20 protein-coding genes are annotated in these 13,007 nt (G+C 60.1%); 12 read left to right on the top strand and 8 right to left on the bottom strand.

What is annotated here, in order from left to right:
- Positions 1-26 precede the first annotated feature (26 nt).
- Complete coding sequence (locus EP165_RS19290) at positions 27-767, top strand: cytochrome c biogenesis CcdA family protein (RefSeq protein ID WP_127524493.1); 741 nt, start codon at positions 27-29, stop codon at positions 765-767.
- A gap of 90 nt (positions 768-857) precedes the next feature.
- The gene (locus EP165_RS19285) at positions 858-1,064 is read left to right on the top strand and encodes a hypothetical protein (protein ID WP_206075952.1); all 207 of its coding nucleotides are present in this window, start codon (positions 858-860) and stop codon (positions 1,062-1,064) included.
- Between the two features lie 45 nt (positions 1,065-1,109).
- Here the strand turns inward: EP165_RS19285 and EP165_RS19280 are convergent, their stop codons facing one another.
- Together EP165_RS19280 and EP165_RS19275 are read right to left on the bottom strand one after the other, a co-directional pair.
- Positions 1,110-1,436: a YnfA family protein gene (locus tag EP165_RS19280; protein ID WP_127524567.1), complete on the bottom strand. Its 327-nt coding sequence runs from the start codon at positions 1,434-1,436 to the stop codon at positions 1,110-1,112.
- Positions 1,436-1,849, bottom strand: a complete 414-nt coding sequence (locus tag EP165_RS19275; RefSeq protein ID WP_127524491.1) for a MerR family transcriptional regulator — start codon at positions 1,847-1,849, stop codon at positions 1,436-1,438. Before EP165_RS19275 ends, EP165_RS19280 begins: the two co-directional genes overlap by 1 nt.
- A gap of 76 nt (positions 1,850-1,925) precedes the next feature.
- Here EP165_RS19275 and EP165_RS19270 point away from each other — a divergent pair, with 76 nt between their 5' ends.
- From EP165_RS19270 to EP165_RS19250, 5 genes are all read left to right on the top strand, one after another.
- Positions 1,926-2,324: a mercuric transporter MerT family protein gene (locus EP165_RS19270; RefSeq protein WP_127524490.1), complete on the top strand. Its 399-nt coding sequence runs from the start codon at positions 1,926-1,928 to the stop codon at positions 2,322-2,324.
- Positions 2,325-2,334: 10 nt separating this feature from the next.
- Entirely contained in the window at positions 2,335-2,667 is a 333-nt protein-coding gene (locus EP165_RS19265) for a heavy-metal-associated domain-containing protein (protein WP_127524489.1), read from the top strand.
- Positions 2,668-2,769: 102 nt separating this feature from the next.
- Complete coding sequence (gene merA / locus EP165_RS19260) at positions 2,770-4,200, top strand: mercury(II) reductase (RefSeq protein WP_127524488.1); 1,431 nt, start codon at positions 2,770-2,772, stop codon at positions 4,198-4,200.
- A gap of 9 nt (positions 4,201-4,209) precedes the next feature.
- Entirely contained in the window at positions 4,210-4,470 is a 261-nt protein-coding gene (locus EP165_RS19255; protein ID WP_127524487.1) for a hypothetical protein, read from the top strand.
- Positions 4,471-4,641: 171 nt separating this feature from the next.
- Positions 4,642-5,997 (top strand): dihydrolipoyl dehydrogenase family protein, encoded by a 1,356-nt coding sequence (locus tag EP165_RS19250; protein ID WP_127524486.1) that lies wholly within the window; start codon positions 4,642-4,644, stop codon positions 5,995-5,997.
- Between the two features lie 152 nt (positions 5,998-6,149).
- Here the strand turns inward: EP165_RS19250 and EP165_RS20470 are convergent, their stop codons facing one another.
- Positions 6,150-6,581, bottom strand: coding sequence for a hypothetical protein (locus EP165_RS20470; protein WP_164743104.1), 432 nt, complete (start codon positions 6,579-6,581; stop codon positions 6,150-6,152).
- A gap of 274 nt (positions 6,582-6,855) precedes the next feature.
- Here EP165_RS20470 and EP165_RS20465 point away from each other — a divergent pair, with 274 nt between their 5' ends.
- On the top strand, positions 6,856-7,167 hold the full coding sequence (locus tag EP165_RS20465) for a transcriptional repressor TraM (protein ID WP_164743103.1): 312 nt from the start codon (positions 6,856-6,858) through the stop codon (positions 7,165-7,167).
- A gap of 15 nt (positions 7,168-7,182) precedes the next feature.
- Here EP165_RS20465 and EP165_RS19240 read toward each other — a convergent pair whose 3' ends face one another.
- The 4 genes from EP165_RS19240 to EP165_RS19225 all read right to left on the bottom strand — a co-directional run bounded on the left by EP165_RS19240 (position 7,183) and on the right by EP165_RS19225 (position 9,844).
- Positions 7,183-7,911 carry a helix-turn-helix transcriptional regulator gene (locus EP165_RS19240; protein ID WP_127524484.1) on the bottom strand — a complete coding sequence of 243 codons (729 nt, stop codon included), beginning with the start codon at positions 7,909-7,911 and terminating at the stop codon, positions 7,183-7,185.
- A 535-nt stretch (positions 7,912-8,446) separates the two neighbouring features.
- On the bottom strand, positions 8,447-8,959 hold the full coding sequence (locus tag EP165_RS19235; protein WP_127524483.1) for a cupredoxin domain-containing protein: 513 nt from the start codon (positions 8,957-8,959) through the stop codon (positions 8,447-8,449).
- 31 nt (positions 8,960-8,990) lie between these two features.
- Positions 8,991-9,443: a plastocyanin/azurin family copper-binding protein gene (locus EP165_RS19230; RefSeq protein WP_164743102.1), complete on the bottom strand. Its 453-nt coding sequence runs from the start codon at positions 9,441-9,443 to the stop codon at positions 8,991-8,993.
- Positions 9,434-9,844, bottom strand: coding sequence for a hypothetical protein (locus tag EP165_RS19225; protein WP_127524481.1), 411 nt, complete (start codon positions 9,842-9,844; stop codon positions 9,434-9,436). The genes EP165_RS19230 and EP165_RS19225 overlap by 10 nt, the downstream gene beginning before the upstream one ends.
- Before the next feature lie 127 nt (positions 9,845-9,971).
- Here EP165_RS19225 and EP165_RS19220 point away from each other — a divergent pair, with 127 nt between their 5' ends.
- The 4 genes from EP165_RS19220 (at position 9,972) to EP165_RS19210 (ending at position 12,051) form a co-directional block, all read left to right on the top strand.
- Positions 9,972-10,223, top strand: a complete 252-nt coding sequence (locus EP165_RS19220) for an ATP-binding protein (RefSeq protein WP_127524480.1) — start codon at positions 9,972-9,974, stop codon at positions 10,221-10,223.
- 390 nt (positions 10,224-10,613) lie between these two features.
- Complete coding sequence (locus EP165_RS20855; RefSeq protein WP_501981693.1) at positions 10,614-11,039, top strand: L,D-transpeptidase; 426 nt, start codon at positions 10,614-10,616, stop codon at positions 11,037-11,039.
- Positions 11,036-11,140, top strand: a complete 105-nt coding sequence (locus EP165_RS20850; RefSeq protein ID WP_501981692.1) for a hypothetical protein — start codon at positions 11,036-11,038, stop codon at positions 11,138-11,140. The genes EP165_RS20855 and EP165_RS20850 overlap by 4 nt, the downstream gene beginning before the upstream one ends.
- A gap of 719 nt (positions 11,141-11,859) precedes the next feature.
- Entirely contained in the window at positions 11,860-12,051 is a 192-nt protein-coding gene (locus EP165_RS19210) for a DUF1344 domain-containing protein (RefSeq protein ID WP_245440242.1), read from the top strand.
- Between the two features lie 250 nt (positions 12,052-12,301).
- On the opposite strand, the gene EP165_RS19205 is transcribed toward EP165_RS19210, so the two are convergent.
- A partial coding sequence (locus tag EP165_RS19205; RefSeq protein WP_127524478.1) for a formyl transferase occupies positions 12,302-13,007 on the bottom strand: 706 nt, incomplete at its 5' end.

The following is a 13,007-nucleotide window of genomic DNA, read 5'->3' as shown; positions in this document are numbered from 1 at the left end:
GGACTCGCCTGTGAAAGTTTGTCCGAATGCCTGAATTCTCCAACATCGGCATCCTCAGCGCCTTCCTGGCCGGGATCGTCTCGTTCCTGTCGCCCTGCGTGCTGCCGCTGGTGCCTGGATATGTTTCCTATGTCGCCGGCCGGTCGACCTTACCTTCACCTTCCGGTGAAATAGCTGTCGCTCGAAGCACGACATTCGGTCTCAGCCTCTGCTTTGTGCTCGGCTTCACCACGGTCTTCGTGATCCTTGGAGCCAGCGCCTCGGCGCTTGGCCAGTTGCTGCTCAGTTACCGGTTCGAGTTGAACATCGTCGGGGGCGCGATCGTCACGCTGTTCGGGCTGTTCATGCTCGGAACGATCCGCCCGGCGTGGATGATGCGCGAGGCGCGCTTCCACCTCGATCTGCCCGGCGGACGAACCGTCTCGGCCTATGTCCTCGGCCTGGCCTTCGCCTTTGGCTGGACACCGTGCATCGGCCCGATCCTCGGCGCCATCCTGACGGTCGGCGCCGCGTCGGCGACGCTCGCTGACGGCATCATGCTGCTCACGATCTATTCGCTCGGTCTTGGCGTGCCGTTCCTGCTTGCCGCGCTGTTCACCGACACGCTGGCCGCAAGGCTAAAGGCGTTCGGACGCCTTGGGCGCGTTCTGTGCATGCTGGCGGGACTGGTCATGATCGCGATGGGCGTCGCCATGATGACAGGCTATCTGTCGGCGTTCGCCTTCTGGCTCCTGGAGACCTTTCCCATACTGTCTTCAATAGGCTGATTTCGATCGGGGGAGAGTTAAAGAAATCGTGATTTGACCTTCCCATTGCTGGAGAGCGCAGCCTCTACCTCAAGCAAGGAAGCGACGGCGATGACTACAAATGCAGATCAGTTGGAGCGTGATATTCTGCGCGTGTTCAGATGCGCCCGCCGGCAAGACCGACCAGACATCGCCGAATTCATGCTCGCAGCACTAGAGAAACTGGATTGCGAACGCCCGATCTCTACTGCAAGCACTCGGCCGCTGATCGATGCCTATCGCGATCTGGTCGGGACCTGCGGCTCTGGAAAGTCATGAATTCGGCGCGTCGGCTACATTGCCTATCGATCCCGATTCTATCCATCAAATGGATCGCGGACCCCACAGAATGATTGCAGCGCCGACCAGACAGACCGCTGCGCCCGTCGCGTCCCAGCGGTCGGGCCGTTGAGATTCCATTGCCCAAAGCCAGAACAGCGACGCTGTGATGTAAACGCCGCCGTAGGCCGCGTAGGCGCGGCCCGCAAAATCGCTGTCGATGCGTGTGAGAAGCCAGGCAAAGAGGGCAAGACCGGCCATGCCCGGCACGAGCCAGAGCGGCGAGCGGTCCAAGCGTAGCCAAGCCCAGAAGGAAAAGCAGCCGGCAATTTCCGCTATTGCCGCGCCGATATTAATTGCGAGTGTTGTCATCACGATGCCAGCGCCTCCAGCACGGGACATTCCGGCACGTCCTCGCCGGAACATCGCTCGGCCGTTTCCGCAAGCACCTTCTCGATCCGTTTCAGGTCGGCGATCTTGGCCCGGACATCAGCGAGGTGCAGCTCCGTCCGCGCCTTCACCTCGGCGCAGGTCTGAGTGCCGCCATCGACGAGGTCGAGCAGGCCGCGGATTTGCTCGATGGAAAAGCCGAGTTCGCGGGCGCGCAGGATGAAACGCAGCCGCGACACATGGCCGTCGTCATAGACGCGGTAACCCGACGCCGTGCGCGGCGGGTCGGGCATCATGCCGGTCTTCTCGTAATAGCGGATGGTTTCGAGATTGCAGCCCGTGTGCCTTGCCAACTCGGCGCGCTGCAATCGCTTCCCGGAAATGTGATCAGCCATGGCGCGAATTTCTCCTTGAGTCTGTAGTTGCTACAGACCGTAGCTTGCCTTCGACTGAAATTCGAGGGCGAACCGCATGAGCGAGACAAAGATCGAAGCCGTCGCGCCAGACGCGCCAACGCAAGTGGCAGATCGGAAAAAGGGATGGTTTGCGGCTGGAGGAATCGTTGGCGCCATCCTGGCTTCGACCTGCTGCATTGCGCCGCTCTTATTGTTGATGCTCGGCGTATCGGGCGCGTGGATCGGCAACCTCACCGCGCTCGAGCCCTACAAGCCGATCTTTGCCGGCGTGGCGCTGGTCTTCATCGGGCTCGGGTTCCGGCAGGTCTATTTCAAGACCAGACCCGCTTGCGAGGATGGGTCCTACTGCGCCCGTCCCGAATCCGCCCTCATCACCAAATCTGCCCTTTGGCTCTCGACGGTTCTGGTCGTCCTGGCGCTGACGATCAACTGGTGGGCGCGGCTTTTCTATTAGGAGGAATAACATGAAACGACTTTTCATCGCTGCGGTGGGATTGATGGCTATCGGCGTGTCCGGCCTTCCCCTTATCGGGTCTGTCTCATCGCCAACTCTAGTTTCGATCGCGCTGGCGGCGGAGACCGAACGGACCACGATCTTCGACGTGCCGGACATGACCTGCGCGCTCTGCCCCGTCACTGTGAGAACGGCGATGGAGGGTGTCGAAGGTGTGAGACAGGTCGAGATCGACTTCGATGCCAGAACGGCAACCGTGGTGTTCGATCCGTCGGTGACGACCGCCGAAGCCATAATCGCTGCCTCGGCCAATGCCGGATACCCGGCAGAGGTGAAAGATTAGGCGCGATGAAACACGCGACGATCCTCAGAACCGGTATCGTCGGCACGACTATCGCGGCGTGCTGCTCATGCGAGACTCAACCAAACAAGGAAAATGCCTGACATGTCCGATTGCTGCTCGACAAACGACAAGAGCAAGAATGGCTACGACCTGGCCGTCATCGGCGCCGGCTCGGCTGGCTTCTCCGCCGCCATCACGGCGGCCGAACAAGGCGCGAATGTCGCTCTCATAGGCCACGGCACGATCGGCGGCACCTGCGTCAATATCGGTTGCGTGCCATCCAAGACCATGATCCGCGCAGCGGAAGCGCTGCACGGCGCGCGCGCCGCCGGACGTTTTCCCGGTCTTGCGGGCGAGGCGAATATTGTGGACTGGGGCCGGTTGATCGCGGCGAAGGATGATCTGGTCGCGACGCTGCGCCAGAAGAAATATATAGACCTACTGCCCGACTACAACGGCGTTGCCTATCTCGAAGGCGCGGCGCGCCTAAACGGTCAGGGCGTTGTTGTCGACGGCGCAACAATCGCGGCGGACAAGATCATCGTGGCGACGGGGTCTGCGCCGGGTTTGCCGGATATTCCCGGCATAGCGGATGTCCCTTATCTCACCAGCACCACCGCCCTGGAGTTGGCCGATCAGCCAGCTTCGCTCATGGTCCTCGGCGGCGGCTATATCGGCTGCGAGCTGGCGCAGATGTTCGCGCGGGCGGGGACGAAGGTCACCCTCGTTACCCGCAGTCGCCTGCTGCCCGGGGCTGAGCCGGAAATCTCCGAAGCATTGACCCGATATCTGATGGATGACGGGATCTCGGTTCTGACCGGGCTCTCCTACCGGGCCATGAAAACTGTTGAGAATGGCGTCGAACTGACCATCGACCGCGGGGGGAGGCCGGAGCTCCTGACGACGCAGCGTGTCCTCGTCGCGACCGGCCGCAGACCCAATTCGGCCGGTCTCGGGCTTGAGGAAGCGGGGGTAAGGCTTTCGCCCAATGGCGGCATCGTCGTCGACGAGCGGATGCGCACCTCGAAGCCCGGCGTCTACGCCGCGGGCGACGTCACCGGCCGCGACCAGTTCGTCTACATGGCTGCCTATGGCGCAAAGCTCGCCACCCTCAACGCGCTCAACGGCGGCAGCCTCGCCTACGACAGCACCGCCATGCCGTGGGTGACGTTTACCGATCCGCAGGTCGCGGGCGTGGGGCTGACCGAGAAGGCCGCGCGGGCCGCCGGATTCGAGCCAAAGACCTCGATCGTTCCCCTTGACCAGGTGCCACGGGCGCTGGCCGCCCGTGACACGCGCGGGCTCATCAAGCTGGTGGCGGACGCTGGGACCGATCGTCTGCTTGGCGGGCAGATCCTGGCGCCGGAGGGTGCCGACAGCGTCCAGACCCTGGTGCTGGCGATCAAGCACGGCATGACGACAAAAGAACTGGGCGAGACGATCTTTCCCTATCTCACCACGGTCGAAGGGCTGAAACTCGCCGCGCAGGGCTTTGGCAAGGACGTGGCGAAGCTGTCCTGCTGCGCTGGATAGGAGGCTAAGGTGGAACCTTCGCATGGATTTGGCGTGGCGTGGCTGCTGGCAGCAAAGATCGTTTGTTGCGGCGCGCTGGCGCTTGCCGCAACCCGGGCGATCAGTTTTGCCGGCATCTCCGGCTGGCTTATCGGTAGTGGCCCGTTCTGGCTTGCCCCTGCTGTCCTGGTCGTCCTCGGAATCGGTTTGTGGCGCTGGAGTGCACGTCCGAGCAGCAATGATGTTCGCAAAGTCGCCATCACGCATCCCCTTCATGGCCCGCACAAATAGGCTTTCGCGAGAACTGGCGACAGCATTCGCGGAAAGAAGGCAGCGAGTGTAACATCTGCCAATCCACACAAGCGCCAGGCAGTCGAGGGGCCCCGACACACCGATAATGTATCGTCTGAAAAGCCGTAAACGGAATCTGGCAACCGCGACAGGTCGAAAGAGGAAAAAAGCATGAGTGATACAAACAGTTTCGACCTGATCGTGATCGGAGGTGGGACGGCTGGAAACGGAGTCGCCCGCATGGCCGCGAACGCCGGCTGGAAGGTTGCCAGCATCGACAGTCTGCCTTTCGGCGGCACCTGCGCATTGCGGGGCTGCGATCCGAAAAAGATGCTGATCGCAGTAACCGAGGGGGTCGAATGGGCTCGCAGCCTTGACGGCAAGGGGCTGAATGCTCGGACGGACGTCAACTGGCCGGACATGATCGCCTTCAAGCGCACGTTCACCGACGCGATGCCCGGCCGCATCGAAGGCGGACTAGAGAAAGCCGGTATCACCGTGTTGCATGGCGAGGCGCGCTTCACCGGACATAACACGATCAAGGTGAATGGCGAGACCCTGTCGGCGCGGCACCTTCATATCGCTACCGGCGCCCGGCCGATGACGCTGAACATCCCCGGCGAGGAATTGCTGGCGACCAGCACCGATTTCCTCGAACTGCCCGAAAGGCCGGACAAAGTAGTGTTCGTCAGCGGCGGATTCATCGCGATGGAATTCGCGCATATCTCGAAGCGTGCAGGTGCGCGCGAGGTGACGGTTTTGGAAATGACGGATCGGCCGCTCGGCAATTTCGATCCCGATCTCGTCAACATTCTCTGCGAAGCGACCGCAGAGTTGGGAATCGATCTGCGGACCCGGGCCAAAGTTTTGAAGATCGAGAAGAACGGCACCGGTTTCACGGTTGCCTACGAGACACCGAAGGGGACCGAGACCGTCGATGGCGATCTGGTGGTCCATGCAACCGGCCGTGTGCCCAATATCGACCACCTTGATCTCGAAGCCGCAGACGTCGAATATAGCCGCAGGGGCATCAAGGTCAGCCCATTCATGCGCACCACAAACCCCGCCATCTTCGCTGCCGGCGATTGTGCCGACAGTGGCCCGAACTTGACGCCCGTCTCAGCCAACGAAGGCCGGATCGCCGGCAAGAACCTGCTGGCCGGCAAGGATGAGTGTGAGCTGAACTATCCGCCGATCCCAAGCGTCGTGTTCACGCTCCCGCAACTGGCCTCCGTCGGGCTTTCCGAAGCCGTGGCACGCGACAAGGGACTGGATTTCGACGCCCGGTTCGACAAGACGGTGGGCTGGTACTCGTCCCTGCGCGTCGGCGCAAGGCACACCGCCTACAAGGTCCTGGTCGAAAAGGGGACGGACAAGATACTGGGTGCGCATCTGATCGGCCCCGGCGCTAAGGAACAGATCAACCTTTTTGCAATGGCGATGGCCGCGGACCTGACCGCGAACAGGATCAAACGACTTATCTTCGCCTATCCGAGCTTTGCATCCGACGTCGGTTCGATGATCTAGGCCCGCAGCGTGTAGACCATCCGTTTCTACGAGCGGCGCGGGCTGATCGCGCAGCCGGCCAAACCCCGTGGCAGCAGATTTTCCGGGACGTTGATTGCGCCTTTGATATGCTATGAGCAGTTTATCCTTTGGCCAATCATGCAATAGGCATTTCATTCTTCAAACGCGATTGTCACCATTGGTAGCTGCTGGTGGGCCGGGGCATCAACATCATCGGGGCTTAAATGGCGGCTGCCGTCTTCTAGGCGCGTTTGTTCGATCTGGACCTGATCGTGGCGTTCAATCGCTGACGCGGTCAATACATTCGTTCCTCCCTTGTCAGGCGACATGTCAACTTCGCGATGATTGGACTTGAACTCGCCGCAAGGGGTTCGCTGGGCGTGCTGCGGACCGGACCGCTTGTCGCTGGCGGTGCGTGAACGGCGCTGCCGGAGAACATCGCTCAGATCAGATGGTCGCACCGGGGCAGTTCGCTGCAAAGATCCGGCCTGGCGCGGAATGTTCTCGGGTTGCTGCTGGCGGGAAGTCCTTGTCAAGCATTTTGCGCCGATTTCATGGCCGTCTCCGACAAGGATGTCTGGCACAAATGGTGTCTGGTCATCGCATCTGGTTTCGCCTAACTTCGCGCTCGAAGCGGTACGCGCCGCTTTGGAGCGTAGAAACTCCTTTTCCGAGGTTGGTGTCGACCGAATGGCACCGATTTTCTCTGGCCAATGGCCGGGGGCCTGTGACGTATGTCCAGGTGCCTCGGCACTAAAGGTCGCAGGGCCGTCGGAAAACGGTTTCTACCCCCCGGCTTGGGCTCGAGGATTTTTGTCTGCGGGCGCGCACCGTGGACCAAGCCTTCGGGGCGTGAGCATGGGCGAAGATTGGAAGACGCATCAAGCGCTTGAAGGTGATCTAGCTGCGGCAATTGAGGGAGTTGTCGCTATGCTAAACAGATCACAGCTTGAAACAGTGACCATCCAGTCGATCATCGAACATCGGCGGCTCCTCGATCTGGCCGAAAAAGCCCATGCGGAAATGAAGTCGCCGCGGGGGCAGGGCGGCGGCGCGTTGCGAGATGCCTATGTCCACGCGATGCTTAACAACAAGGCACAACTGGTCGTAGTCAACTTGTTGGTGGATCGGCTCGGATACGTGCCGGATCTGCCCGAAGCGTCAGATTGATACAAGGCTGTCTGGCTACAGAAAACCGCGTTCGGCTGCGATCCTGACGGCGTTGATGGTGTTGACGGCGCCAAGCTTGTCGCGCGTGCAATCGAGATAGTAACGGACAGTTTTTTCTGAAATGCCCAGCAGCCGTGCTGTCTCTGCCTTTGTCTTTCCCAACGAAGCCCAGATCAGGCAGGTTTGCTCACGTGGTGACAGCGAGTTTTCCGCCGCGTCAATAGTCCGATTGGAAAGTCGCAACAGGTTGATGTGGACATAGGCGACCGCAGTCGCGACATATGCAACATCGCGGACGGCGATGTCCGGTGCATCCGAGTGATCAGAGGCGAGTGCTAGGAGAGCCGTCCGCCCGAAACCGCCATGTATCGGCACCATCATACCGGAGGCGATCCCGAATTCATTTGCCTCGTCCATTACGTTGCGTTGCTCCGCGCCATAGCGATTCCGGTCTTTGATCGACCAGACGGTCGGTCGCATGGTCCGCTTTGCCGTGGCGACGATCGGATCGCGCGCCACGTAGTTTCGAGACAGGTATCGACGCTGCCATTCGTCAGGATAGTCAGAGTAACGGCGGATGTTCTTCGCTCCCATGTCGGCATAGACGAACCGGCTGAACCCCGAATCCCTGGCAAAGGTTTTCAACGAGAATCTGACCGAGGCCTCGTCCTGGCAGACCTCGAGCGCATCAATGAAGTTGCCGATGTGATGATCGAGGAGACGATTGTTTGGGTCGTTCTGCATCCTGCTGTCCTGGACTTTTCAGCGTCGGAAGGTCGCCGAAGCATTCGGATCGGGCCGGTCACCTCAGTCGCTTCGGTCTTGTCGTCTTTTCCAGCATGAATCAAGCTTATTTGCGGGATAGGATCATTGTTGGATCCGTTGGTCCAAGCGGACGAACAATCAATTCTAAAAATGAATATGGGCACAATGGCTTACAGCAGGCAGTGCGCCCAAAACTGTGCCGAACAGCGAACCCAAAGCATATGGACGGAACTTGTGCAAGGAAGTGTGACGGCGATGGAGCAGGACGTCGAAGCCGACTGACAAACCAAAGCTGTCGTGTGTGATACGGTAGCTGATTGGTCTTGTTCCAAGCGATCAGTGGAGTCGCGAGACTTTCGAGCTTGAGAGTAGAGCTTCGGACTCGGACGCCGTGCAAACGGTTCAATCGCGTGCCATCGGCGGCCGCGAGGATTCGATGCTGCAGGTAACGATGTGTTCGCTGTCTGCTTGGGTAGATCCCGCCGGCATTGCCGACGGGATCCTCGTGGCGAAACTACGCGTCGTTGTCACCGACGGTGATCGGGCCGTGCATTCCCGCCTCGTAATGTCCGGGAACGTTGCACGCGAACTCGAAATTTCCGGCCTTGTCGAAGATCCAGATCAGCTCGCGGGTCTGGCCGGCCTCGAGGAACACGGCGTTCGGGTCGTCATGCTCCATTGTGGCAGACCCGGGGCCCATGTGCTCCATCATTTCCGCCATCTCGGCGCGGTGCGACTTCTGCGTTGCCTTGTCGCCGATCGTGAAGTCGTGCTCGATCTCGCTCTCGTTCCTGATCACGAACCTGATCGTCTCACCGGCCTTCACGTCAAGCTTCTCCATGCTGTAACTCATGCCGTCGACGTCGAGCTCGATCGTGCGATCGACTTGGGCGGCATGACCCGGCTTGCCGAATGGCACGGAGCCGTTTCCATGGCCGGCATCGGCGCGCGCAGCGACTGCGCCTAGCAGCAACGCGGCGCCGATGGCGGCAGCGAGGGGGAGGATGCGTGTTACGGTCTTAACCATTGGGTCTGTCCTGATTGGTTGGGTGGTCGGTTCAGAGCTGCGAAAGCAGCTCGAACATGCGGGATTTGGCTTTGCTTGGTAGATCGCTTGCGGCGTCGACAGCCGCATCGAGATCGACGGGTTTGCCGACGACAACAAGGGCAACCATGCCCAGGCCGACATGCGGTGTACACTTGATCCCGTACAGGCCGGGCCTGGTCAGCGTGATCTCACCATCCTTGTTGAACGGAACGCTGATAGGATCCGCGCCGGTGGGGAGCATGCCCGCGACTGAAACCGCGTTGTGCCCCTTGTCTGCGGCCGCGAATCTGATCTTGTCCCCCGGTTCGATTCGAACCAGCGTTTCGGAATAGACGAAACGTTCGTCGCCCTTCCGGTTCAGCATTTCGACAGTGGCGGTTGTTTCCGCACGGGCCGGAACGAGACCGGTCCCGGCGGTGACGAAGGCACACAACAGTGCCAAGGGCATGCGATTTATACGCATTCCATTCTCCATATCGGTAGTCGGATAGGTAAAGGCCGTTCGTCCGCTCCCGGAGGGAGGCCCCGAAGACCTTCGTTATGTTTCGAAGGAACGGGAGCGGTGCGTGGGACCGGCGGATCGACGCCCGGTTCGCGGGTATCGGGATCCCGATCGCCGCTGTCCTGGCCGACGGGGTGAGGATGCGTGAGGCGTATCGTGCCCGAAACCGGCGTCAGGCCCGAAAGCGTATGCTCGCAGGATGCCGCGGGCGGGCAATGGGTGTCGGGCTTGTCGTGCGTGTGGGCGCCATCGAATGCGTTCTCGATGGCGACAGTGGTGCCCAAATGATCATCGGCCATCGCCGAAAAATGAGCCACGACCAGCCCAAGGACCATCACCGCCGAAAGGATCGTTCGATGCATTCTGGCTGACCGGCACTGTCGCTGAGCTGTTGGCGATTCGGATGGTCGGCATCGAACAGGAAGAACGTGACCAGAATGTGCATGGCAAGGTTCAGCGGTGCCGGGCCCGGCAGCGGCAAACCACGACATGGCCGAGATTCAGATCTGCGACTGGGGACCCGGCATTCCCGAAGACAAGCTGGAAGAGGTGTTCGATCCGTTTGTCAGACTCGAAGACTCCAGAAGCAGGGAATCCGGTGGCACGGGACTCGGTCTGACCATTGCCCGCACCCTGGTTCGCGCCAATTGCGGGGACATCCGGCTGCGGAACAGGGAGGGCGGCGGGCTTTGCGTGGAGGTCGCCCTTCCGCTCGCCGCCGAACTTCCGCAAAAGGGCTGACCCTGGTTCTTGTCGCCCTGGACCTTCCACCTGCTGGAAGCGGCAGGAAACCGGTATTGTGCCGGTTCAACCGAGAGGAGATTCCGTGGATACGGATCGTCGCGGGGAAAACCGCCACATTCACATGAAAGCAGTATGTCTTCCGCGCGGGAAGTTCGGATGGCGAAATGGAGATCTCTTATGAAGCCGGTAGGTAGTGCGCCTGTGTTGACCGGCCATCAAGTGAATCGCCGCCGACTGCTGAGCGGGGCTGCCGCATTCGCGGGGCTGTCGCTCGCGGGTTGCGTCACAAGGGCGCCGGTGGAGGGAAAACCGTCCGTTCCAGGACCTGGTCCCTCCTATGCCCTGATGTATGGGCCTAGGCCAAAGGAGCGATTTCCGATCCCGGCGGTGAACCTCAAAAGGGTTCCGTCGAAATTCTACCGTCGGCAGGTCGACTACGCCACGACCGAACAGGTCGGCACAATCATCATCGATACCGACAGGTTCTTTCTCTTCCTCATACAGGAGGGAGGGAAAGCATTGCGATACGGAGTTGGCCTGGGGCGCGCCGGCTACGCATGGTCGGGCCGCGCCCGCGTCGGTTGGAAACAGCAATGGCCCAAATGGACGCCTCCGGAGGAGATGATCGCCCGGCAGCCAGAACTCGCCAGATGGAGTGCCGCAAACGGCGGTATGCCGCCGGGTTTGGACAATCCGCTCGGCGCGCGAGCGCTCTATATTTTCAAGAACGGGGTCGACACACTTTATCGTATTCATGGATCGCCGGAATACTGGACAATCGGCAAATCCTCTCCAGCGGTTGTGTCAGGATGATGAACCAGGACGTCATCGACCTATACGGGCGTGTCCCGACCGGTTCGCCGATCGTCGTCGGAACGCAGAGCCTCGCCGGACATCCGGATCCAATCGGTTGACGTGTTACCGGTCGCAGTAGCTGTTCATGGAGATAGATACGCCGTTGGACGCGCATCACCAAAGCGCGCCCAGGCCGGCCACTAGATCAGGAACGTGCCATTGTCTCCAGTTACCGCCATCATTCCAATCCGTTGGTTCTTCGATCACTACTCGGCCCAAAGGTGGGCGCGAACATTCGGCGGAATTATTCGAAAATGAACTGGGCGTTGCTGCGACGATTTTCTCTGACCCAGGTTGAGCCGAGATGCATGGCATGATCTCGAGCCGTTGCGCTTCGTCGTCCATGGCGTGTGGGCGGTCGATCCGGGATTGTTCGTTCTTCCGGCCGTATTTACGGTTCGCCGGCCGAAAGCGCCCTGGCCTGGTGCATCGACGGATTCTACAAACCCGTAGACGGCATTCCTTGTTCGCCTTCAAATACCGCATGCGGTGAAATTGATGAGGGCCAGAAAGTGAGCCAATAGCTCTTCGCCACAGCAGGGCAAGTCCAGACAACCGAAGCTGTCCGACATCCAAGCCAAAGCACGGGCAACCTATCGAATAGCGGTAAACTCCTGCCTTGACGCGGGGTACCCGGTCATGAAAGGTGGATAGGCAATCTGCATGATGCGGGTGTGAAAACTGCTAAAAGGACACGGAAATGCGCTCGATAGTCGCTGCCGCGTAGGCGTTGATGTTAGTAACGGCGAGTGCGCATGCGGCGGACACGGGAGGCTCGTTGGCAGCGGATACAGAAGGCGAGGTCAGGCAGGTCGATCCCGATGAGATGACCATTACGCTCGACGACGGCAAGACCTATAAGCTGCCCGCGGAAATGGATGTGAGCGTGATTGTTGAAGGCATCACGGTTATCATCGCCTATGATTCACGCCACGGCGTGAATCAGATCACGGATATGCTGATCCAGTAGCGTTGTTCCAGAAAGAATTTCTACCTACGCTACCCTTGCAGGCGGCTTTGAGTGCGCGGTTATCGATTGGTTGGTCCGTTGCTGTCTACCAGTACCCAGTTGATCTGGGCCTTTGAACCCGGCGACAGGAGATCGTCCTTGTCGCGTTCGCGCAAGGGGGCACCGGCCGGCGTTTGGCATCGAGTTAGGTCAGGAAGAGCCTCTACCAGTCGCTGTAATTCATCTCGCACGACTAGATTGTCCGCTGCGATTACCATACGCGACGTGTCAGGCCCGTCCACAGATAGCCCCAGAGCGTGGGGTGGAACCACTGTTTGGAAGGCAGGTCAGACCTTCGCGGCTTCAAGCGGCCGGAAAGTGCGTCCTCCACGGACTTCACGGCGAAGGGTCGCGCCATAACCGCCATGTAGTGGTGATAGGTCATGATGTTGTTGCCGGCCGGCATGCTGACCCGCTCCTGATAAAGGACATCGCCGGTATCGACGCCCTTGTCGACGAGATGCAGCGTCACAGCGAGGTTTTCTTCGTCACCTCCGACGAGTGTCCAATAAGCGCCGTTCATGCCACGATATTGGGGCGTCAGCCCGGGATGGTAGTTGATGAAGGGCGCCTCGACGCAGCCGAGCGTCTCCCCGCTGATGATGCGTGTTCCCACGACCATCACAGCGTCTGGCGACATGGCGCGAAGCGCTTCGCGGCAGGCCGGAGAATTCACGCTCGGTACCTCTATCGTCTCGCAACCGGACGGAAAGTCGGCGTTGGCGCCATATTCGGCGACGATACGTCTACGCTTTGCGCGGCTCATCAACACGATGAATTTCGATAGAATCACGAACAGCACCTGCCCCGTGACCGTCACCACACCGAGCCTTCTCATCCGCCGTCGCAGGAACAGGCCTTTCGGCTCCGCTTCCTCTCGGATGATGGTAATGGGCCCGAAGCGTTCTACCAGCGCA

The sequence above is a fragment of the Mesorhizobium sp. Z1-4 genome (assembly GCF_004000235.1).
GTDB lineage: Bacteria > Pseudomonadota > Alphaproteobacteria > Rhizobiales > Rhizobiaceae > RCIO01.
The sequence above is the reverse complement of the archived record's forward strand: the minus strand, read 5'-3'. Positions and strand labels throughout refer to the sequence as shown.

Excerpts from the sequence above, each read along its gene's own strand:
- EP165_RS20850 (WP_501981692.1), top strand. The coding sequence starts at position 11,036 with ATGATGAACCAGGACGTCATCGACCTATACGGGCGTGTCCCGACCGGT.
- EP165_RS19250 (WP_127524486.1), top strand. The coding sequence starts at position 4,642 with ATGAGTGATACAAACAGTTTCGACCTGATCGTGATCGGAGGTGGGACG.
- EP165_RS19270 (WP_127524490.1), top strand. The coding sequence starts at position 1,926 with ATGAGCGAGACAAAGATCGAAGCCGTCGCGCCAGACGCGCCAACGCAA.
- EP165_RS19290 (WP_127524493.1), top strand. The coding sequence starts at position 27 with ATGCCTGAATTCTCCAACATCGGCATCCTCAGCGCCTTCCTGGCCGGG.
- EP165_RS19265 (WP_127524489.1), top strand. The coding sequence starts at position 2,335 with ATGAAACGACTTTTCATCGCTGCGGTGGGATTGATGGCTATCGGCGTG.
- merA (WP_127524488.1), top strand. The coding sequence starts at position 2,770 with ATGTCCGATTGCTGCTCGACAAACGACAAGAGCAAGAATGGCTACGAC.
- EP165_RS19240 (WP_127524484.1), bottom strand. The coding sequence starts at position 7,911 with ATGCAGAACGACCCAAACAATCGTCTCCTCGATCATCACATCGGCAAC.
- EP165_RS19225 (WP_127524481.1), bottom strand. The coding sequence starts at position 9,844 with ATGCATCGAACGATCCTTTCGGCGGTGATGGTCCTTGGGCTGGTCGTG.
- EP165_RS19230 (WP_164743102.1), bottom strand. The coding sequence starts at position 9,443 with ATGCGTATAAATCGCATGCCCTTGGCACTGTTGTGTGCCTTCGTCACC.
- EP165_RS19280 (WP_127524567.1), bottom strand. The coding sequence starts at position 1,436 with ATGACAACACTCGCAATTAATATCGGCGCGGCAATAGCGGAAATTGCC.
- EP165_RS19285 (WP_206075952.1), top strand. The coding sequence starts at position 858 with ATGACTACAAATGCAGATCAGTTGGAGCGTGATATTCTGCGCGTGTTC.
- EP165_RS19235 (WP_127524483.1), bottom strand. The coding sequence starts at position 8,959 with ATGGTTAAGACCGTAACACGCATCCTCCCCCTCGCTGCCGCCATCGGC.
- EP165_RS19275 (WP_127524491.1), bottom strand. The coding sequence starts at position 1,849 with ATGGCTGATCACATTTCCGGGAAGCGATTGCAGCGCGCCGAGTTGGCA.
- EP165_RS19220 (WP_127524480.1), top strand. The coding sequence starts at position 9,972 with ATGGCCGAGATTCAGATCTGCGACTGGGGACCCGGCATTCCCGAAGAC.
- EP165_RS20465 (WP_164743103.1), top strand. The coding sequence starts at position 6,856 with ATGGGCGAAGATTGGAAGACGCATCAAGCGCTTGAAGGTGATCTAGCT.